16 protein-coding genes and 2 pseudogenes are annotated in these 20,782 nt (G+C 58.6%); 13 read left to right on the top strand and 5 right to left on the bottom strand.

What is annotated here, in order from left to right; translation table 11 throughout:
• The first annotated feature begins 79 nt into the window (after nt 1-79).
• From glyQ to PSCI_RS08615, 9 genes and pseudogenes are all read left to right on the top strand, one after another.
• Entirely contained in the window at nt 80-1,027 is a 948-nt protein-coding gene (gene glyQ / locus PSCI_RS08575) for a glycine--tRNA ligase subunit alpha (protein WP_045485286.1), read from the top strand.
• Complete coding sequence (gene glyS, locus PSCI_RS08580) at nt 1,024-3,078, top strand: glycine--tRNA ligase subunit beta (protein ID WP_045485288.1); 2,055 nt, start codon at nt 1,024-1,026, stop codon at nt 3,076-3,078. The genes glyQ and glyS overlap by 4 nt, the downstream gene beginning before the upstream one ends.
• A 10-nt stretch (nt 3,079-3,088) precedes the next feature.
• On the top strand, nt 3,089-3,631 hold the full coding sequence (gene gmhB / locus PSCI_RS08585; protein WP_045485290.1) for a D-glycero-beta-D-manno-heptose 1,7-bisphosphate 7-phosphatase: 543 nt from the start codon (nt 3,089-3,091) through the stop codon (nt 3,629-3,631).
• 68 nt (nt 3,632-3,699) lie between these two features.
• On the top strand, nt 3,700-4,470 hold the full coding sequence (locus PSCI_RS08590; RefSeq protein ID WP_045485291.1) for a lysophospholipid acyltransferase family protein: 771 nt from the start codon (nt 3,700-3,702) through the stop codon (nt 4,468-4,470).
• Between the two features lie 263 nt (nt 4,471-4,733).
• A pseudogene (locus PSCI_RS08595) lies at nt 4,734-5,229 on the top strand (sigma-70 family RNA polymerase sigma factor).
• Nucleotides 5,226-5,874 (top strand): annotated as a pseudogene (locus PSCI_RS08600) (DUF4880 domain-containing protein). Before PSCI_RS08595 ends, PSCI_RS08600 begins: the two co-directional pseudogenes overlap by 4 nt.
• 80 nt (nt 5,875-5,954) lie before the next feature.
• Complete coding sequence (locus PSCI_RS08605) at nt 5,955-6,797, top strand: TonB-dependent receptor (protein WP_158497585.1); 843 nt, start codon at nt 5,955-5,957, stop codon at nt 6,795-6,797.
• 285 nt (nt 6,798-7,082) lie between these two features.
• A complete protein-coding gene (locus PSCI_RS08610; protein WP_045485297.1) occupies nt 7,083-7,448 on the top strand; it encodes a TonB-dependent receptor domain-containing protein in 366 nt (121 codons plus the stop codon).
• Between the two features lie 214 nt (nt 7,449-7,662).
• Nucleotides 7,663-8,907 (top strand): sensor histidine kinase, encoded by a 1,245-nt coding sequence (locus tag PSCI_RS08615; protein ID WP_045485300.1) that lies wholly within the window; start codon nt 7,663-7,665, stop codon nt 8,905-8,907.
• On the opposite strand, the gene PSCI_RS08620 is transcribed toward PSCI_RS08615, so the two are convergent.
• The 5 genes from PSCI_RS08620 to dnaA form a co-directional block, all read right to left on the bottom strand.
• Nucleotides 8,894-11,137, bottom strand: a complete 2,244-nt coding sequence (locus PSCI_RS08620) for a putative bifunctional diguanylate cyclase/phosphodiesterase (protein ID WP_045485303.1) — start codon at nt 11,135-11,137, stop codon at nt 8,894-8,896. The genes PSCI_RS08615 and PSCI_RS08620 overlap by 14 nt on opposite strands.
• A 288-nt stretch (nt 11,138-11,425) precedes the next feature.
• The gene (gyrB, locus tag PSCI_RS08625; protein WP_045485306.1) at nt 11,426-13,843 is read right to left on the bottom strand and encodes a DNA topoisomerase (ATP-hydrolyzing) subunit B; all 2,418 of its coding nucleotides are present in this window, start codon (nt 13,841-13,843) and stop codon (nt 11,426-11,428) included.
• 4 nt (nt 13,844-13,847) lie between these two features.
• On the bottom strand, nt 13,848-14,951 hold the full coding sequence (gene recF, locus PSCI_RS08630; RefSeq protein WP_045485309.1) for a DNA replication/repair protein RecF: 1,104 nt from the start codon (nt 14,949-14,951) through the stop codon (nt 13,848-13,850).
• 19 nt (nt 14,952-14,970) lie between these two features.
• Nucleotides 14,971-16,074: a DNA polymerase III subunit beta gene (gene dnaN / locus PSCI_RS08635; protein WP_045485312.1), complete on the bottom strand. Its 1,104-nt coding sequence runs from the start codon at nt 16,072-16,074 to the stop codon at nt 14,971-14,973.
• 38 nt (nt 16,075-16,112) lie between these two features.
• Nucleotides 16,113-17,663 (bottom strand): chromosomal replication initiator protein DnaA, encoded by a 1,551-nt coding sequence (dnaA, locus tag PSCI_RS08640; RefSeq protein ID WP_045485315.1) that lies wholly within the window; start codon nt 17,661-17,663, stop codon nt 16,113-16,115.
• 583 nt (nt 17,664-18,246) lie between these two features.
• Between dnaA and rpmH the strand changes: the two genes are divergently transcribed.
• Genes rpmH through yidC form a run of 4 tightly spaced genes read left to right on the top strand, consistent with a single transcriptional unit; the run spans nt 18,247 to nt 20,717 of the window.
• Entirely contained in the window at nt 18,247-18,381 is a 135-nt protein-coding gene (rpmH, locus tag PSCI_RS08645) for a 50S ribosomal protein L34 (RefSeq protein WP_003253163.1), read from the top strand.
• A gap of 14 nt (nt 18,382-18,395) precedes the next feature.
• Nucleotides 18,396-18,800, top strand: a complete 405-nt coding sequence (gene rnpA, locus PSCI_RS08650; protein ID WP_373568444.1) for a ribonuclease P protein component — start codon at nt 18,396-18,398, stop codon at nt 18,798-18,800.
• On the top strand, nt 18,793-19,038 hold the full coding sequence (gene yidD, locus PSCI_RS28505) for a membrane protein insertion efficiency factor YidD (protein WP_084709900.1): 246 nt from the start codon (nt 18,793-18,795) through the stop codon (nt 19,036-19,038). The genes rnpA and yidD overlap by 8 nt, the downstream gene beginning before the upstream one ends.
• A gap of 2 nt (nt 19,039-19,040) precedes the next feature.
• Nucleotides 19,041-20,717, top strand: coding sequence for a membrane protein insertase YidC (gene yidC, locus PSCI_RS08655; protein WP_045485322.1), 1,677 nt, complete (start codon nt 19,041-19,043; stop codon nt 20,715-20,717).
• Nucleotides 20,718-20,782: the final 65 nt, after the last annotated feature.

Here is a 20,782-nt window from a genome sequence, read left to right on the forward strand (position 1 = left end):
AACCTCCCACAGGCCGATCCACGAACGAATCGGGTATACTCCCGCCCTTTCGAATCGCAGCCCAGCACAGGTGAATTTTGTGAGCCAGCCTACGCCAGCCGTGCGTACCTTCCAAGACTTGATCCTCGCCCTCCAGCAATACTGGGCCGATCAAGGTTGTGTGGTGCTTCAGCCCTACGATATGGAAGTGGGCGCCGGTACTTTCCACACCGCCACGTTTCTGCGCGCCGTAGGCCCGGAGACCTGGAACGCCGCCTACGTTCAGCCGAGCCGCCGCCCTACCGACGGCCGTTATGGTGAAAACCCCAACCGCCTGCAGCACTACTACCAGTTCCAGGTGGTGCTCAAGCCCAACCCCGACAACTTCCAGGAGCTGTACCTGGGCTCGCTCAAGCACATCGGCCTCGATCCGCTGGTGCATGACGTACGGTTCGTCGAGGACAACTGGGAGTCGCCGACGCTGGGCGCCTGGGGGCTGGGCTGGGAAATCTGGCTCAACGGCATGGAAGTTTCGCAATTCACCTACTTCCAGCAGGTCGGCGGTATCGAGTGCTACCCGGTAACCGGCGAGATCACCTACGGTCTGGAGCGTCTGGCCATGTACCAGCAGGGCGTGGACTCGGTCTACGATCTGGTCTGGGCCGACGGTCCGTTCGGCAAGGTCACCTATGGCGATGTGTTCCACCAGAACGAAGTGGAGCAATCGACCTACAACTTCGAACACGCCAGCGTCGACAAGCTGTTCGAGCTGTTCGATTTCTATGAAGGTGAAGCCCAGCGCCTGATCGGTCTGGAGCTGCCGCTGCCGAGCTATGAAATGGTGCTCAAGGCGTCGCACACCTTCAACCTGCTCGACGCCCGCCGGGCAATCTCGGTGACGGCACGTCAGCAGTACATTCTGCGCGTGCGTACCCTGGCCCGCGCCGTGGCCCAGGCTTACCTGCAATCGCGGGCCAAGCTGGGCTTCCCGATGGCGGCACCTGATCTGCGCGACGAAGTATTGGCCAAGCTGGAGGCTGCACAATGAGTGCTCAAGATTTTCTGGTTGAACTGGGCACCGAAGAACTGCCACCCAAGACTCTGGGCAGCCTGGCCGATGCATTTCTGGCCGGCATCGAAAAGGGCCTGCAGGCCGCTGGCCTGACCTACAGTGCCAGCCAGGTCTACGCCGCACCACGCCGCCTGGCGGTACTGGTCACAGGTCTTGCCAGCCAGCAACCGGACCGCAGCGTGAATCTGGACGGCCCGCCGCGCCAGGCTGCGTTCGACGCCGAAGGTAACCCGACCCAGGCCGCACTTGGCTTTGCCAAGAAGTGCGGGGTGGATCTGGCCGAGATCGACCAGAGCGGCGCCAAGCTGCGCTTTGTGCAGAACATCGCGGGCAAGCCGACCACTTCGCTGCTGCCAACCATCGTCGAAGATTCGCTCAACGACCTGCCGATCGCCAAGCGCATGCGCTGGGCCGCGCGCAAGGAAGAGTTCGTGCGTCCGACCCAGTGGCTGGTGATGCTGTTTGGTGACCAGGTCGTCGATTGCACGATTCTGGCCCAGACCGCTGGCCGTCTGTCCCGTGGCCACCGCTTCCATCACCCGGAAGATGTGCGTATCAGCTCGCCGGCCGGCTACCTGACCGACCTGCGTGCCGCATACGTACTGGCTGACGCCAACGAGCGTCGGCAGATCATCAGCAAGCGTGTTGAAGAACTGGCTGCCCAGCAGCAAGGCACCGCCATCGTGCCGCCAGCCCTGCTCGACGAAGTGACCGGCCTGGTCGAATGGCCGGTGCCGCTGGTCTGCTCCTTCGAAGAGCGCTTCCTGGAAGTGCCTCAGGAAGCGCTGATCACCACCATGCAGGACAACCAGAAGTACTTCTGCCTGCTGGACGCCGAAGGCAAGCTGCTGCCGCGCTTCATCACCGTGGCCAACATCGAAAGCAAAGACCCGTCGCAAATCGTCCACGGTAACGAGAAGGTCGTGCGTCCACGCCTGACCGACGCCGAGTTCTTCTTCAAGCAGGACAAGAAGCAGAAGCTCGAAAGCTTCAACGAGCGTCTGAAAAACGTGGTGTTCCAGGCCCAACTGGGCAGCGTCTACGACAAGGCCGAGCGGGTTTCGAAACTGGCTGCCTACATCGCCCCGCGCATCGGCGGCGATGCTCAGCGTGCGGCACGTGCCGGTATCCTGTCCAAGTGCGACCTGTCCACCGAGATGGTCGGCGAGTTCCCGGAAATGCAGGGCATTGCCGGTTACTACTACGCCAAACACGACGGTGAGCCGCACGATGTGGCCCTGGCGCTGAACGAGCAGTACATGCCACGTGGCGCCGGCGCTGAACTGCCGTCGACCCTGACCGGCGCGGCAGTGGCCATCGCCGACAAGCTCGACACCCTGGTCGGCATCTTCGGTATCGGCATGCTGCCGACCGGCAGCAAAGACCCTTACGCGCTGCGTCGTGCGGCCTTGGGCATCCTGCGCATCCTGATCGAGAAACAACTCGACCTGGACCTGATCGACACCGTGAAATACGCCGTCGGCCAGTTCGGCGCCAAGGTCAAGGCCGCAGGCCTCGCCGATCAGGTTCTGGAGTTCATCTTCGACCGGCTGCGTGCGCGTTATGAAGACGAAGGCATCGAAGTGGCGGTGTACCTCTCGGTACGTGCCCTGCAACCGGGTTCGGCACTCGACTTCGACCAGCGTGTACAAGCCGTTCAGGCGTTCCGCAAACTGCCGCAGGCTGCCGCGCTGGCAGCGGTGAACAAGCGGGTATCGAACCTGCTGAGCAAGGCCGAGGGCAAGGTTGCCTCGACCATCGAGCCGAAGTACTTCGACAACGCCAACGAGTTCTCCCTGTACTCGGCCATTCAACAAGCCGATCACGCCGTGCAGCCAATGGCCGCCGAGCGTAAGTACAACGAAGCGCTGACCCGTCTGGCCAACCTGCGCGAGCCGGTCGATGCGTTCTTCGAAGCGGTGATGGTCAATGCCGAAGACGCCAACGTGCGGGCCAACCGCTACGCGCTGCTGGCGCGTCTGCGCGGCCTGTTCCTGGGCGTGGCTGATATCTCGCTGCTGGGCTGAGGAGTAAACAGTGAAACTGCTGATTCTCGATCGTGACGGGGTGATCAATCAGGACTCCGACGCCTACATCAAGTCGGTGCAGGAGTGGATCCCCATTCCCGGCTCGATCGAGGCCATCGCAGAACTGAGCAAGGCCGGCTGGACGGTGGCGGTTGCCACCAACCAGTCCGGTATTGCCCGAGGTTATTACGACCTGGCCACCCTGGACGCCATGCACGCGCAATTGCGCAAGCGGGTGGCCGAGCAGGGCGGCGAGGTTGGCTTGATCGTCTATTGTCCACATGGCCCGGATGCCGGTTGCGATTGTCGCAAGCCACTGCCGGGCATGCTGCACACCATTTCCCGGCACTATGGCGCAGACCTCAAAGGCCTGTGGTTCGTGGGCGACAGCAAGGGTGACCTGCAGGCGGCGCTGGCCGTCGAAGCTCAACCGGTGCTGGTATTGACCGGCAAGGGGCAAAGAACGATAGACGGCCAGCTCCCGGCCGGCACGCTGGTTTTCGATGACCTGGCGGCGGTTGCCAGGCAACTTATCCACACCCGTGCTGGCTGAGACCTGCCTCCGGCATTCTTCATCACACGCGCAATGAACGGGCCGCTGCCCGCTAGGTAAACGTCAGCATGTCGATCATTCAGACCATCAGGATCTTTATCTTTTACCTGTGCCTCGGCGGCAGTGCCTTGCTGTGGTGTTCGCTGAGCTTTTTCGTTGCGCCGTTCCTGCCGTTCAAACAGCGCTACCGCTTCATCAACGTGTATTGGTGCCGCTTCGCCCTGCTGCTGGTGCGCAGCATCCTGGGCATCAAGGTCAAGGTCTCCGGCCAGGAGCATGTGCCTGAAACGCCCTGCGTGATCATCTCCAACCACCAGAGCACCTGGGAAACCTTTTTCCTGTCGGCGTACTTCTCGCCACTGAGCCAGGTACTCAAGCGCGAACTGCTGTACGTGCCGTTCTTCGGCTGGGCGATGGCCATGCTGCGCCCGATCGCCATTGACCGCGACAACCCCAAGGCGGCGCTCAAGCACATCGCCAAGAAGGGTGACGAACTGCTCAAGGACAAGGTCTGGGTACTGATCTTCCCGGAAGGCACTCGCGTGCCCTACGGCAAGGTTGGCAAGTTCACTCGTGGCGGAGCCTCGCTGGCAGTCAATGCCGGCCTGCCGGTCCTGCCGATTGCCCACAACGCCGGCAAGTTCTGGCCTCGTGATGGCTGGGGCAAAACGCCGGGCACCATCGAGCTGGTGATCGGTGCCCCGATGCAGGCTGAAGGTACGGGCCCACGCGCCATTGCCGAGCTCAATGAGCGGGTTCAGGCCTGGAACGAGGCCACCCAGCGTGCTCTGGGCTCCCCCGCCACACCGCTGACAGGCGAAGAAAAAGTGCCTGCCTGAAATTGTGGATAACCTGTGTGCGAATTTTCTGAAACTCGCGAATATTTTCAATAACTCACTGATTTACATGCTTATTTCTATAAGTCATCAGTGAGCTGAAAACGTGCATAAGTTTTTTCCTGATTGAACCGGCGCCTCTCAAGGCGCCGGTTTTTTTATGCGTCTCATCCGGGTCATTTCCATCACGATTGATCTATTCAGCATCAGCGCAATTGAATTGCGATCAATTCTTAAATGCATCCAGAATGGACAGGCCGGTGCGTATGGAAACCTCGCCACTCGACACCCTATATCGCGATCATCATGGCTCGCTGCAAAGCTGGCTGCGTCAGCGCCTGGGTGACCGTGAACAGGCGGCCGATATCGCTCAGGATACGTTCCTGCGCCTGCTGGTCACCCGGCGGATGCCCGGAATGGGGGGAGGGGCGCATGTATCTGGCGCAGATCGCCCGCAATCTGGTGATCGACCAGTGGCGCCGCCAACGTATCGAGCAGGCCTACCTGCAAAGCATCGCCGGGCTGGCGGAACCGGAGTCGCCGAGCCTGGAAACCCGGGCCATGATCATCGAAACCCTGATACAGATCGACCAGATGCTCGACAGCATGCTAGGCAAGGTTCGCGAGGCATTTGTGCTGTCGCGCTTCGAGGGGCTGGATTATGCGCAGATTGCCGAACGCCTGCAGGTCAGCGTCAGCTCCGTACAGAAGTACATGCTGCGCGCCATCAATGCCTGTTATCAGGTGCTGTACGCCGAATGAGCCACGGCCAGGAAGCGCCGATTGCCCCGGCCATCGTCGAGCAGGCCAGCCACTGGTTGATGCTGCACTGGAATGGCGAACTCGATGCAGAGCAGCACCAGCGCTTCATCGAATGGCAGGCCGCCGACGCCGAACACCGCCGCGCCTGGCAACGGTTTGAACGCTTGCAAGGCACCTTGGCTGGAGTACCGGCCATTGATAGTGGAAACCGTCGTCGGCGAGATCCAGGCGCTGGGCACGCGCTTCTCTGTGTATGAAGTGGCTGGCGGCAGCCGTGTCGAACTGTTCGAAGGCGAACTGGAGCTGCGTCCCCGACACGCCCCGGCCGCTCGTCTACAGGCAGGACAACAGCGCTGGTTCAACGCCGAACAAATGGGGCCGCTCGATCGCGCGGATCCCAATGCCATTGCCTGGACTCAGGGCCGCCTTGTTGCCGAGCGTGTGCCCCTCGGCCAGTTTCTTCACGAGCTGTCGCGCCACCGTCCCGGCGTGCTGCGTTGCGACCCGGCGGTCGCTGCACTGCCACTGACCGGCGTGTTCCCCTTGGACGATACCGACCGGGTGCTGCTGGCGCTGCAGCAATCGCTGCCGGTCAAGGTCCAGCGCCTGAGAGCCTATTGGGTAACCGTAGGACCGCGATACTGACCGAACACCCCGTGCGCTGCGCAGCTTATAAAATTATCGATCCCGGCTTGTCGGTTTTCCCGCCTCGCTCGGGATACCTCTTGAAATCAATAACCAAGCATTCTCAAGGGGGAAATAATCAGAATGCTGTACTTGCCCGCCACACCGCGCTCCAGACTCAGCCTTTCGATCCGTCACGCCCTGGTTGCCAGCCTGTTGGCCGGTGTACCGGCGCTACCTGCGTGGGCCGCCAGCACAGCGCCGGCGCAACAGCAGCAGAGCCGTACCTATGCTATGCAATTGCGGCCGGCAGCCTGGATCAGGTGCTTAATCGCTTTGCCAGCGAGTCGGGGATATTGCTTTCCGTTGACGGGACGTTAACGGCAGGCAAGCGCAGTCCGGGGCTTAATGGCAGCTATGGGGTAAGGGAAGGGCTGGCAAAGCTGTTGGCAGATACCGGATTGCAAGCGATCAATAGCGGCGGCAATTACACGCTGCAAAAGGTGATAGAGGCGGGCGATGCGGTTGTCTTGGGCGCGACCGATATCAACGCTCGAGGGCTGGGGGCGACCACCGAGAACACGGGGTCCTACACCACCGGCTCAATGCAAACCGCTACGAAACTGGCGTTAACAATGCGTGAGACACCTCAATCGGTGAGTGTCGTGACACGCCAGCAGATGGATGACGCCAGCCTGACCACTGTGCAGGAGGCTATCAGCAAGACTCCAGGGCTGACGATGCAGAAGATCGGCCCGGAGCGCTACACCTTTTACGCGCGTGGCTTTCAGATCAACAGCCTATTGTATGACGGACTGCCGACCTTACTGGGGACTGCGGCAGACGCTATCACACCTGCCAACCTGGCGATGTACGACCGGGTGGAAGTTACCAGGGGAGCCACGGGACTGGTGCAGGGTTCGGCCCCGTTGGTGTACTTGTGAATGTCGAACGCCGACAGAAAACGACCGTGCTCACGAATCGAGCGACAGCTCAACTCGTTTACGTAGTTCCACACAAAATTCACAGCACGAGAAGCTTCACTCAGCTGCGCTGCGTGCTTGTCTCGCACTCGAATCTTGAGGGTTTTGGTCGCTTTCATTTCAGTAATGAAATACAGAATAGGGGCGGTTTTGTGGATTTTAATCCCTATGACCGCTTCGCGGTGGCGCTTTCATCCCCCACCTGAAGGAAGGGGCTTTTCGCGCCAGCTCGGTAAAGATTCGGGAGTGTTCGAGCGAGGTGATCTATTCGACACCGACGTGCCACGCCACCAGTTCAAGCTCAGCACCATGTATAAGCTCCCCAATCAGTGGGAACGCTGGCGCGTAGACGGCAGCCTGTATGCTCAAAGCTCGATTTTTAACAAAGGCACTACGGCAGGGGTGGGCTATGAAATCGAGCAGGCTGCCTACTACATTGTCGATCTCAATGCCGGCTACAAAGCTTCCGAGCACCTGGATCTGCGTTTTGGTTTGAACAATGTCTTCTACAAGAAGTACTACCAGACGATCTCCCAGAACACCTCCAGCTGGCCAACTGCATTCTACGGCGACCCGCGCAATATCCAGGTGACCGCCAGTTACAGATTCTAAACCGGTTTCAGCCTCCACCCTGTTCAGATATAGGACCCTGACAGCCGCCTGCTGCCGGGGTTCTTCGTCTGCCTGCTGCACCCAGTGTTTCACGTGGAACATTCCGTGCTCTGGACAGAGCAGGACAACATCTCGGGCTTTGCTAGGCTAGACTCCCGCCATCATCCTGCCCACCACCTGGCCGTCCCCCTTGGTCCAGTGAGGAAGTCGCACCATGAATGATCTCTTCAACATGCTGACCGATGACCGGTTCATGCCCCACGGTCACTGCTATTTCTGGCGGCCCGACTTGCTGTGGGCCAACGTGTTGTCCGACAGCCTGATCACCCTGAGTTACATCAGTATTCCGTTTGCCTTGCTGTACTTCATCCGTAAGCGCAAGGACATTCCCTTCGACTGGATATTCGTCTGTTTCGGTGTGTTCATCCTGGCCTGCGGCGCGACCCATGTGATGGAGATCATCACCATCTGGTATCCGTATTACTGGATCTCCGCTTTCATCAAGGTCATCACTGCGACGGCATCGCTGCTTACGGCCATTATGCTGATCAAGCTGATACCGCTGGCGTTGAAGATTCCCAGCCCGTCACAACTGGCCAAGGTCAATGAAGAGCTGCGCGCAACCCAGGCCGAACTGATCGCCACTGCACGCCAGGCGGGCATGGCGGAGATCGCCACCAACGTCCTGCACAACGTCGGCAATGTGCTTAACAGCGTGAATGTCTCGGCGCAGGTGCTGCGGGAAAAGATTCGTGGCTCGAAAGGCCAGGGCGTCTCGAAGGTGGTGCAACTGCTCAATGAGCATACTCATGACCTGGGCGATTTCATGAGCCACGACCCGAAAGGGCAGATGCTGCCGGGCTATCTGAACAAGCTGGCCGAAGCCATGGAAGCCGAACAACAGAGCCTGCTCGATGAACTTGCGCTGCTGACCAAAAGCATCGACCACATCAAGGATATCGTCGCCACCCAGCAGTCTTACGCAGGCAGTTCCAGCTTCATGGAACCGGTGCAGTTGCGCGACCTGATCGAGGACGTGGTGCGCATCTGTGATGTGTCACTGGCCCGCCACACCATCACCTTGGTCAAGGACTTCCGCGACGTTCCAGAGATCAATCTCGACAAGCACAAGGTCCTGCAGATTCTCGTCAACCTCATCAATAATGCCAAGCAAGCCCTCGAACCGGTCAAGGATCACCCCAGCCAAATCGTATTGCGGATGGAGGCCGATGAGGCCGAGATCAAGATCGAGGTAGCAGATAACGGTGAAGGCATTCGCGAGGAGAACCTTGCCCGAGTCTTCGAACATGGCTTCACCACTCGAGCGTCGGGCCACGGGTTTGGCCTGCACAGTTGCGTCCTCGCCGCCAGGGACATGGGCGGCAGCCTGACCGCTCGCAGCGAGGGGCAGGGCAAAGGGGCATCCTTCACCTTGGCACTGCCCATCACTCAAGGTTGATATGGCCCTCGGCTAATAGCTCACCGGCATGCTCGCTGTTCACGGCCTCACTGAAGTAATAGCCGTGAGCGGCGACGGTCGAGCCGGTGGAGATCAACGCGTTTCTCTGTTCCAGCGTCTCCACGCCTTCAGCGATCACTCCGATGCCGACTTCGTTGGCAAAGTTGATGATGGTCCGCAGAGTGATCGCGCTGTGAAAATCATCCCGTGCATGGGTCACAAAGATCGGTGCAAGTTTGAGCCGGTTGACCCGGAAGGTCTTCAGATAATCGAAAGACGAGTAATCAGTACCAAAGTCATCAATAGCGATCTTGATACCCAACTCGCGCAGTTTCGGGAGCACGTCGTTATGGGTCCACTTGGTGTGCGCCAGAGTGGCCTCGGTGACATCCAGCTCAAGATCCGATGGCTGTAGCTGCCAACAATTGATGGTCTGGATCACTTCACTGACGAACTCGCTACCACGCTTGAGCTGGGTCAGCGACAGGTTGATGGATATTACCGGTGGCGCGATCTGCCGCTGCTGCCATTCGCGCATCTGCTTGCAGGCCTGGTTAAGTACCCATTGCCCGACCGCCACGATGGTGCCGGCCTTTTCCGCTGCCGATACAAACTCGCCGGCATCGAGTAAACCGCGAACCGGGTGGTGCCAGCGCAGCAAGGCTTCCATCCCCAGAATGGCGCCGGTCTGCAGGTCGATCTCCGGCAAGTAGTACAGCTCAAGTTCTTCGCGGATCAGCGCCTGCTTGAGCTCGGCAATCAAGGTAATCCGGCTGCTGAGCTCCTCATTGATGTCTTCCGAGTGGAAGTGATACCGATTACGGCCGGTTTCCTTGGAGCGGTACAACGCCATATCAGCCTGGCTCAGCAAGCTCTCGGCGCTGGCACAGCCTGGCGCATAGGTACTGATGCCGATGCTGGACGACACATACAGGTCATGGCCATCCAGATGATAAGGCTGCATCAGGCGACTGTTGAGCTTCATGGCCAACGCAGCCGCATTGGCTGGATCGCCCATCTCCAGTTGCAGGATGGCAAACTCATCGCCGCCCAGACGCGCCACCAGATCGCTCTCCCGGGTGCATTCGCTCAGACGTCGAGCCGTTTCCCGTAACAGCAAATCACCCACCACGTGTCCGAGGGTGTCGTTGATGCGTTTGAAGTGATCGAGATCCAGATAGAACACCGCGAACGACATCGCACCGCGCTCAGCAGCCGCAAACGCATAGCGCAGACGCTCCATCAGAGTCGCCCGGTTGGCGATGCCGGTCAGGCCATCGATACGCGCCAGCTGCGAGATCTTTTCTTCGGCCTGCTTGCGCTCGGTGATATCAATAATGATGCCTTCGATCTCCAGCAGCCTGCCGCTGTTGTCACGCACCGGCACATAGCGATTCTCGACCCAGCGATAGTCATCGGAGCCGGTCCGCAGCCGGAACTCAATGGAAGCCCCTTGGGCGCCTTTATCAAGAACCCAGCCCATGGCCTCATTGACCTTGTCCTGGTCCTCGGGATGTATCAGCGTCTGTGTCCAGTCGGCTGAGGCCAGCAATGCAGCGCGCTGGTGACCGAACTTGGTGATGTTGTGCGAGATGTACATCAGCGGAAATGACGGCTGGCCACGTAGCCGGTAGAGGATGGTCGGGCTGTTCTGCACGATGATATTGGCATCGGACAAGTCCCGCGTTCGCTCCTGCACCGCTTGCTCCAGCAGGTTCATCTTGCGCTGCGCCTCTTCGGTCATCTGCCACTTGACCGTCATGGCCCTGGCCATCTGCACGATTTCGATAGGATCGAAAGGCTTCTTGAGGATCAGCAGCCGGTCGCCCATGTCGACCCGACCAGTCATCTCTTCCAGAGAGTAGTCCGAGTAGGCTGTGCACAGCACCACCTGTAAACGTGAGTCGACCTGCCATAGATGCTCAAGGGTCTGCAGACCATCCCAACCGGGCGGCATGCGCATATCGATGAAGGCCAGGGCATAAGGACGCCCGGCAGCCAGCGCCTGCTCCACCAGAGCGAGGGCCTCCTGGCCCTGATAAGCGCTGTCGAGTTCAAACTCCGATGCACGCTCGGAAGTATTGGGGCTGCCAAACAGAAGCGCTTCGGCTTGGGCCAGATCATCTGCGGCCTCGTTGCGAGGGCAGAGGATCTTGCGAAAATCACCGTGAATCGAGGGTGTATCGTCGATGATCAGGATACGCCGGTTAAGACTGGAAGCCGGGGTCATCGCACACGCTCCAACATCCGAATAGCAGAGGAACAGTCAGTCATGCATCTTTCATCCTTGAACCCATGCGGCGCCGGGCAAGCCGGGGAGGCGTGGTGCATGACCTGCCGAGCTGACACAAGACCAGCTAAAGACAGAGGGTAGCACGGCCTAGCCTGTGTGCCCGTCGGTGTCCCGAGAGGCGCGAGAGCATGATGCCTGCGCTCCAGCAGCAAAAAGCCCCCGACAGCGTTGCTGTCGGGGGCTTTTCAAGTGCCCATCACAAGCATGGGCCAACAGCGCCAAGCCTCAGAAGTCGAGGTTGGCGACCGCCAGTGCGTTGCTTTCGATGAAGTCCCGGCGTGGCTCCACCGCGTCGCCCATCAGGGTGTTGAAGATCTGGTCCGCCGCGATGGCGTCTTCGATCGTCACTTTGAGCATGCGACGGACAGTCGGGTCCATGGTGGTTTCCCACAGCTGGTCCGGGTTCATCTCGCCCAATCCTTTATAGCGCTGGATGGTGTGGCGCTTGGTGCTCTCGGTCATCAGCCAGTTCAGGGCATCCTTGAACTCGGTCACTGGCTTCTTGCGCTCACCCCGTTGCACGTAGGCGCCTTCATCCAGCAGCGAGCTGATCTGCGCGCCCAGGGTCGTGATGCTCTTGTAGTCATTGCTGCCGAAGAAGTCACGGTTGAAGGTGACATAGCTCGACAGACCATGCGAGATCAGCTCGACTTCCGGGAGCCAGATATTGCGCTCACGGTCTTCGCGCAAGCTGGCCTTGTAGACCAGACCCGACTTCTCGACAGAGCGCAGACGTTCTTCGAACTTGCCCAGCCAGGCTTGCATCGCGGCGTGATCCGAGAGCTGCTCCAGCGACACTGCCTGCAGGTAGATGAAGTGCTCGGTCAACTCCTGAGGGTACAGGCGCGACAAGCGCTTGAGGGTCTTCATCACCCCACGGAACTCATTGACCAGGCGCTCCAGCGCCTCGCCGGAAATACCCGGTGCTGATTCGCTGAGGTGCAGGCTGGCATCTTCCAGAGCCGACTGGGTCATGTATTCTTCCATGGCGTCGTCGTCTTTGATGTACTGCTCTTGCTTGCCTTTCTTGACCTTGTACAGCGGCGGCTGAGCGATGTAGATATAGCCGCGCTCGATCAGCTCTGGCAACTGACGGAAGAAGAACGTCAACAGCAGGGTACGGATGTGCGAACCGTCGACGTCAGCATCGGTCATGATGATGATGTTGTGATAACGCAGCTTGTCGATGTTGTACTCTTCGCGGCCGATACCGCAGCCCAGTGCGGTGATCAGCGTGCCGACTTCCTGCGACGAGATCATCTTGTCGAAACGTGCTTTCTCGACGTTGAGGATCTTGCCCTTGAGCGGCAGGATTGCCTGGGTCCTGCGGTTACGACCTTGTTTGGCCGAGCCACCCGCAGAGTCACCCTCCACCAGGTACAGTTCGGAAAGGGCAGGGTCTTTCTCTTGGCAGTCGGCCAGTTTGCCCGGCAGGCCGGCGATGTCCAGCGCGCCCTTGCGGCGAGTCATCTCACGGGCCTTGCGCGCCGCTTCACGGGCACGGGCAGCATCGAGCATCTTGCCCACGACAGCCTTGGCTTCGTTGGGGTTTTCCAGCAGGAAGTCAGAGAAGTACTTGCCCATCTCCTGTTCCACCGCGGTTTTAACCTCGGACGAAACCAGCTTGTCTTTGGTCTGCGAACTGAACTTCGGATCCGGCACCTTGACCGAGATGATCGCGGTCAGGCCTTCACGGGCATCGTCACCGGTGGTCGCGACCTTGTGTTTCTTGGCCAGACCTTCCTGCTCGATATAGTTGTTCAGGTTGCGCGTCAGGGCCGAACGGAAACCCACCAGGTGAGTACCGCCGTCGCGTTGCGGGATGTTATTGGTGAAGCACAACAGGTTCTCGTTGAAGCTGTCGTTCCACTGCAACGCAACCTCAACGCCCACGCCATCATCGCGCTGGACGTTGAAATGGAAGACCTGGTTCACGGTGCTCTTGTTGGTGTTCAGGTATTCAACGAAAGCACGCAGGCCGCCTTCATATTTGAACAGTTCTTCCTTGCCGGAGCGCTCGTCCTTGAGGACGATACCCACGCCGGAGTTCAGAAACGACAGCTCGCGAATACGTTTGGCGAGAATGTCCCAACTGAAGTGGATGTTCTTGAAGGTCTCAGCCGAAGGCTTGAAGTGGATCTGGGTGCCGGTGGTTTCACTTTCACCGACGATTTTCATCGGCTCTTGTGGAACACCGTGGACGTAGGTCTGCTCCCAGATTTTGCCGCTGCGGCGGACGGTCAGCTGCAGTACTTCGGACAGGGCGTTAACCACCGACACACCCACACCGTGCAGGCCGCCGGAAACCTTGTAGGAGTTGTCGTCGAACTTACCGCCGGCGTGAAGCACGGTCATGATGACCTCTGCTGCCGAAACGCCTTCTTCTTTGTGGACGTCTACCGGAATACCGCGACCGTTGTCGCGTACGGTAATAGACTCGTCCGGATGGATGATCACACTGATGTCGTCGCAATGGCCAGCCAGCGCTTCGTCGATCGAGTTATCAACCACCTCGAATACCATGTGGTGCAGACCGCTGCCATCGTCCGTATCGCCGATGTACATCCCGGGACGCTTGCGTACGGCATCCAGTCCTTTCAGTACCTTGATACTGGAGGAGTCGTACGTTTGGTTTTCGCTCATGCAATCACTCCCGATGGTCGTGGGTCTGGGTGATACGACCTTGTTCCACGTGGAACAAAGCAACTGGCGTTTCCGTTTGCCAGCCTTCGCTCAATAATTCGTGATCTACACAGGTGATGAACACCTGGCAGCGTAAGTCTTCCAGCAAGCGGCAAAGTGCACGGCGATGCTGGTCATCCAATTCAGATGGCAAATCATCTACCAGATAGATGCACTGGCCTCGGCGCGCCTGGCTAACCAGGTGTCCTTGGGCAATCCGTAAAGCGCAGACCACCAGCTTTTGCTGTCCGCGGGAGAGAATGTCTGCCGCGTTGTGAGCGCCCAGCCTCAGGCGCAGATCTGCTCGTTGCGGGCCGGCCTGGGTATGGCCCATCTGCTGGTCGCGGTGCAAAGAGGCGGCGAGCACCGTGCTCAGCTCTTTCTCTTTGTCCCACCCGCGGTAATAGCTGAGGGTCAGACCTTCCAACTCGACAAGATCGCTCAATGTCTTTTCAAAGACCGGTTTGAGTGCCTTGATATAGGCACGCCGGAATTCATCGATCTCGTTACTGGCCAGGCACAGTTCCCTGTCCCATGCTGCTTGCGAAGCGGTGTCAAGTGTACCACGCCGCAGCCACGAGTTTCGCTGCCGCAGGGCTTTCTGCAGGCGCTGCCAAGTGGCCATAAAGCGAGGTTCCACGTGGAACACTCCCCAATCGAGAAACTGCCGACGTATCTTCGGTGCGCCCTCAAGCAGGCGAAAGCTGTCCGGATTGATCAACTGTAAGGGCAGAGTTTCGGCCAGTTGCGCTGTGCTGCGCGCATTCTGACCATCAATACGAATCTGAAATTCCCCTTGCCGATCACGAGAGATACCCAGGTTGCTATGGCCACCTTCAGCCAGTTCGACCTGACCAAAAACCGTGCAATTGGGTTGCTCGTATTGAATGACCGGAAGCAGCCGGGTGCTGCGAAACGAGCGAGCCAGACCCAGCAGGTGAATGGCTTCCAGCACGCTGGTCTTGCCGCTGCCATTGGCGCCGTGAAGGATGTTGATACGTGCGGAGGGGGAGAAGGTCACCGGGTGCAGATTGCGCACCCCGGTGACCGAGACGCGGCTGAGAGACATCGACTGAGTCTGGGGTCAGTTACAGACGCATCGGCATGACGACATAGGCAGAGTCATCGTTATCCGATTCCTGCACCAGCGCGCTGCTGTTGGAGTCGGAAAGGATCAGACGAACCTGTTCAGTGGTCATGACACCCAGCACATCGAGCAGGTAGCTGACGTTGAAGCCAATCTCCAGCGCACTGCCGTTGTACTCCACGCTGATCTCTTCTTCGGCTTCTTCCTGCTCAGGGTTGTTGGCCTGAATCTTCAACTGACCGGCTGCCAGCTGCAGGCGGATGCCACGATACTTCTCGTTGGAAAGAATCGCCGTACGGCTGAACGCTTCGCGCAATGCCTGACGGTCACCCAGTACCAGCTTGTCACCACCCTTGGGCAGCACGCGCTCGTAATCCGGGAACTTGCCATCGACCAGTTTGGACGTGAAGGTGAACTCGCCGGTGGTCGCACGGATGTGGTGCTGGCCAAGAACGATGCTGACCAGACCATCCTGCTCGGTGAGCAGGCGCGCCATCTCCAGAATGCCTTTGCGTGGCACGATGACCTGGTGACGCTCGGTCTCACCGATCTCTGCTGCCATCGAGCACATGGCCAGGCGGTGACCGTCGGTGGCCACGGCACGCAGGATGCCGGTGCTGACTTCCAGCAACATGCCATTGAGGTAGTAACGAACATCCTGCTGAGCCATGGCAAAGCTGGTGCGTTCGATCAAACGGCGTACCTTGCTCTGCACCAACTGGAAAGTCAGCGAGCCAGGGCCTTCTTCCACCGCCGGGAAATCATTGGCTGGCAGCGTAGAAAGCGTAAAACGGCTACGGCCAGCCTTGACCAGCAGTTTGGCGTCATCAAGCTTGATATCGATGAGCGCGTCGTTAGGCAGACTCTTGCAGATATCCATCAGCTTGCGCGCCGGTACGGTGATCTCACCCGGCTCGGCAGGCTCTTCCAGCTGGACGCGGCCAACCAGCTCTACTTCCAGGTCAGTACCGGTCAGCGACAGTTGCTGGCCTTCGACGACCAGAAGCACGTTGGAAAGCACCGGCAAGGTCTGACGGCGTTCGACTACGCCGGCGACCAATTGCAGAGGTTTCAACAAGGCTTCGCGTTGAATGGTGAAATGCATGGTCTAGTCCCTTGCCTCGATAAACAGCACTGGCGTCATCATGTGGTCAATGTACGCAGCAGGTTCTTGTAGTCCTCGCGGATATCCGCGTCGGATTCCTTGAGTTCGTTGATCTTGCGGCAGGCGTGCAACACCGTGGTGTGGTCACGTCCGCCAAATACGTCGCCAATCTCGGGCAGGCTGTGGTTGGTCAGCTCTTTGGAAAGCGCCATGGCCACCTGCCGTGGTCGGGCCACCGAGCGCGAACGACGCTTGGACAACAGATCAGAGATCTTGATCTTGTAGTACTCGGCGACAGTGCGCTGGATGTTATCCACACTGACCAGTTTGTCTTGCAGCGCCAGCAGGTCCTTCAGCGACTCGCGGATCAGCTCGATGGTGATGTCGCGGCCCATGAAGTGCGAGTGCGCAATAACGCGCTTGAGCGCGCCTTCGAGTTCCCGAACGTTGGAACGAATGCGCTGGGCAATGAAGAACGCAGCATCATGCGGCAGGTCGACCTTGGCCTGATCGGCCTTCTTCATCAGGATCGCCACCCGGGTTTCCAGTTCCGGCGGCTCGACCGCGACGGTCAGACCCCAGCCGAAACGGGACTTGAGCCGCTCTTCCAGCCCTTCAATTTCCTTGGGGTAACGGTCGCTGGTGAGAATCACCTGCTGCCCACCCTCAAGCAATGCGTTGAAGGTGTGGAAAAACTCTTCCTGGGAACGCTCCTTGCGGGCGAAGAACTGAATATCGTCGATCAGCAATGCGTCGACCGAGCGATAGAAACGCTTGAACTCGTTGATTGCATTGAGCTGCAGCGCCTTGACCATGTCGGCCACGAAACGCTCCGAATGCAGGTACACAACCTTGGCATTGGGATTCTTTTTCAGCAGGTGGTTGCCCACCGCATGCATCAAGTGAGTCTTACCCAGGCCGACCCCACCATAAAGGAACAGCGGGTTATAGCCGTGCTTGGGATTATCGGCGACTTGCCAGGCAGCAGCGCGCGCCAGCTGGTTCGACTTGCCTTCAACGAAGTTCTCGAAGGTGAAGGTGCGGTTCAGGTAGCTGGTGTGCTTGAGCGCGCCTTCGACCTGCACGGTGCGCTGTTCAGTGCGTACCGGAGCCTGTGGCGGGTTGGCGCCGGCCAGCGGATCGAAACTGTCACGCGACGGTTCATCAAGACCATCGAGTGGCGGGGCCTGCACAGGTGCGGGCGCTGCCACAGGTGCCGGGGCTTGTACCGACGCAGATCCTGAATGGCCCGCCGTGTCGACGCTCGCCTGGGCGTTGTGCGAAGCAGCGGCAGCAGCAGCCGCTGCCAAAGGCGCGTTGGGTGCCGCACGGGGCGCCGAACTGCGCTTGCTGCCTATTAATAAGGAAAGCGCAGGCGCCATGCCTTGACCACGCTCGCCGAGAAGCTCGAGCAGACGCCCCAGGTACTTTTCGTTGACCCAGTCAAGTACGAAGCGATTTGGTGCATAGACACGCAGCTCGTCGCCTTCGGCTTCGACCTGTAGTGGACGGATCCAGGTATTGAATTGCTGGGCAGGCAGCTCATCGCGCAAAAGCTCCACGCACTGCTGCCAAAGTTCCACTGACACGGATATCCCCTGAGTTGAAAGCCGCTGAGGCAAAAACAGCCGCCATTGTAACGATCAGCCGCTGACTTATCCACATGTAGGTGGCTGCCGCTTCGTAAGAAATGATCATCGGAGCCATACATCAGCCGACGACCGGTGCCGGCTAAGCTCTGTGGATAACTGCCATTCAGCTCTTTGCATAACTCAGGGTCGAGCCCTGTGTATAACCTGGCTGTGCATAAAAAGCGCTTTCACACACAGCTTATGCGCACTCGCAGCACAGTCACAGCACCGTTTCTCGACAGACTTATGAATCGCTGTACATCATGACTTACGTGGCCTGTAATGAGTTATCCACAAACAAGGCGTTGACTAAGCTTAACAAGCTTTGCAAAAAAGCTTTATATAGGTCCTCTTTTATTTCTATAGCTGAGTGGTTCACCAAAGCGATCAGAATGATCCTGGTCATGGCTAATAAAGGAAAATGACCAGATAGAAGGAAAAGCTGGTTGGAAATTGACCTGCACGCCGGCTTTCACTAGAATCGCCGGTCTCTAAAAACGGGGCCATTCCGGCCTTCAGTGCACAAACCAGGTAACACGCCATGAAACGTACTTTCCAACCCAGCACTATCAAGCGCGCCCGCACCCACGGTTTCCGCGCCCGTATGGCCACCAAGAACGGCCGTGCAGTCCTGTCGCGTCGTCGCGCCAAAGGCCGTAAGCGTCTGGCTATCTGATTTCCGCGGCACAGGTGGTGAGTCAGGACTTCAGTCGGGAAAAGCGTCTGCTTACACCCCGGCATTTCAAGGCAGTCTTTGACTCCCCAACCGCCAAGGTTCCGGGGAAAAATCTCCTGATCCTTGCACGCGACAACGATCTGGATCATCCCCGTCTAGGGCTTGTGATCGGAAAGAAGAGCGTCAAGCTCTCAGTACAGCGCAACCGTTTGAAGCGCCTGATTCGCGACTCATTTCGCCTGCACCAACACAATCTGGTGGGTTGGGATATCGTGATCGTCGCGCGTAAAGGCATGGGTGACCTGGATAACCCTGAATTGATCCAGCATTTCGGCAAACTCTGGAAACGTCTGGCCCGTAGCCGGCCTGTTGCACCAGTCCAAACCGAACCTGCAAGGGTAGACAGTCCAGATGCGTAAGCTGGCACTCGTACCGATCCAGTTTTACCGCTATGCCATCAGTCCTTTGATGGCCAGTCACTGTCGTTTCTTCCCCAGTTGCTCCTGCTACGCCTACGAAGCCATTGATAATCATGGTCTTGTGCGCGGTGGATGGCTGACCCTGAAACGTCTTGGTCGCTGTCATCCGTGGAACCCCGGTGGTTATGACCCGGTTCCACCAGTTTCCAACCCCCGTTCTTCTTCGATGGCCGAGTAATCATGGATATTAAACGCACGATCCTGATCGGCGCCCTGGCAATCGTGACCTACGTCGGCGTTCTGAAATGGAACGAAGACTACGGCCAGGCTGCCCTGCCGAACCAGACTGTTGCTGCCAGCACCAATAGTGCAGCCGATGTACCTGCGGCCAGCAATGCGCCCGCGAACACCGACGTTCCTACCGCTCCAGGCAGTGCTCCGGCACCTGTCGAAACACCGGCGGTGGTCAGCAAGGATCTGATTCAGATCAAGACCGATGTGCTCGAAGTGGCCATCGACCCGGTCGGGGGTGATGTCGTCCAGTTGCGGCTGCCGCTGTACCCACGCCGTCAGGACCGCCCGGATGTTCCTTTCCAGCTGTTCGACAATGGCAATGAGCGGGTTTTCCTCGCGCAAAGCGGTCTGACCGGCACCAATGGTCCGGATGCACGCTCCATTGGTCGTCCTGTTTACACTTCGACACAGAAAAGTTATCAACTGGCTGATGGCCAGAAAGAACTGGTCGTCGAGCTGAAGTTCTCCGACAACGGCGTCAACTACACCAAGCGCTTCACCTTCGAGCGCGGCATGTACGACCTCAACGTCAACTACGTTGTGGATAACCAGAGCGCCCAGGCGTGGACCGGTAACCTCTACGGCCAGCTCAAGCGTGACGCCAGCTCCGATCCATCGTCGACCACTGCCACCGGCACTGCCACTTATCTGGGGGCGGCCCTGTGGACCCCATCGGAACCTTACAAAAAGGTCTCGATGAAGGACATCGACAAAGGCCAGGTGCGTGAAAACGTACAGGGCGGCTGGGTTGCCTGGCTGCAGCATTACTTCGTGACGGCCTGGATTCCAGACCATAACGCCAACAATGCCATGCAGACCCGCAAGGACAGCCAGGGTAACTACATCATTGGTTTCACCAGCCCGGCGCTCAACGTAGCACCTGGCACCCAGGGTGAAACCGGCGCGACGCTGTATGCCGGTCCGAAAAGCCAGGCGGTGCTCAAAGAGTTGTCCCCAGGCCTGGAGTTGACTGTCGACTACGGCTTCCTGTGGTTCATTGCCCAGCCGATCTTCTGGTTGCTGCAACATATCCACAGCCTGCTGGGTAACTGGGGCTGGTCGATCATCGTCCTGACCATGATCATCAAGGGCTTCTTCTTCCCGCTGTCGGCCGCCAGCTACAAATCCATGGCCCGCATGCGCGCCGTGGCACCGAAGCTGACCGCGCTGAAAGAGCAATACGGTGACGATCGCCAGAAGATGTCCCAGGCGATGATGGAGCTGTACAAGAAAGAGAAGATCAACCCGCTGGGTGGATGCTTGCCGATTCTTGTCCAGATGCCGGTATTCCTGGCCCTGTACTGGGTTCTGCTGGAAAGCGTCGAGATGCGCCAGGCGCCATGGATCCTCTGGATCACTGACCTGTCGATCAAAGACCCGTTCTTCATCCTGCCGATCATCATGGGCGCGACCATGTTTATCCAGCAGCGTCTGAACCCGACGCCTCCGGATCCGATGCAGGCCAAGGTGATGAAAATGATGCCAATCATCTTCACCTTCTTCTTCCTGTGGTTCCCGGCTGGTCTGGTTCTGTACTGGGTTGTGAACAACACCCTGTCGATCATGCAGCAGGCTTACATCACGCGTAAGATCGAGGCCGCTACCAAGAAGGCCGCCGCTTGATCTAACCTGTGATCGTGTTTGACAAGACGCCCCCTCGTGGGGCGTTTTGCTATCTGTCAGTTTTT

Source organism: Pseudomonas sp. StFLB209, assembly GCF_000829415.1.
Lineage (GTDB): Bacteria > Pseudomonadota > Gammaproteobacteria > Pseudomonadales > Pseudomonadaceae > Aquipseudomonas.

Coding starts and splice junctions, on each gene's coding strand:
- glyS (WP_045485288.1), top strand. CDS start 1,024: ATGAGTGCTCAAGATTTTCTGGTTGAACTGGGCACCGAAGAACTGCCA.
- PSCI_RS08590 (WP_045485291.1), top strand. CDS start 3,700: ATGTCGATCATTCAGACCATCAGGATCTTTATCTTTTACCTGTGCCTC.
- PSCI_RS08615 (WP_045485300.1), top strand. CDS start 7,663: ATGAATGATCTCTTCAACATGCTGACCGATGACCGGTTCATGCCCCAC.
- PSCI_RS08620 (WP_045485303.1), bottom strand. CDS start 11,137: ATGACCCCGGCTTCCAGTCTTAACCGGCGTATCCTGATCATCGACGAT.
- gyrB (WP_045485306.1), bottom strand. CDS start 13,843: ATGAGCGAAAACCAAACGTACGACTCCTCCAGTATCAAGGTACTGAAA.
- recF (WP_045485309.1), bottom strand. CDS start 14,951: ATGTCTCTCAGCCGCGTCTCGGTCACCGGGGTGCGCAATCTGCACCCG.
- dnaN (WP_045485312.1), bottom strand. CDS start 16,074: ATGCATTTCACCATTCAACGCGAAGCCTTGTTGAAACCTCTGCAATTG.
- rpmH (WP_003253163.1), top strand. CDS start 18,247: ATGAAACGTACTTTCCAACCCAGCACTATCAAGCGCGCCCGCACCCAC.
- yidD (WP_084709900.1), top strand. CDS start 18,793: ATGCGTAAGCTGGCACTCGTACCGATCCAGTTTTACCGCTATGCCATC.
- yidC (WP_045485322.1), top strand. CDS start 19,041: ATGGATATTAAACGCACGATCCTGATCGGCGCCCTGGCAATCGTGACC.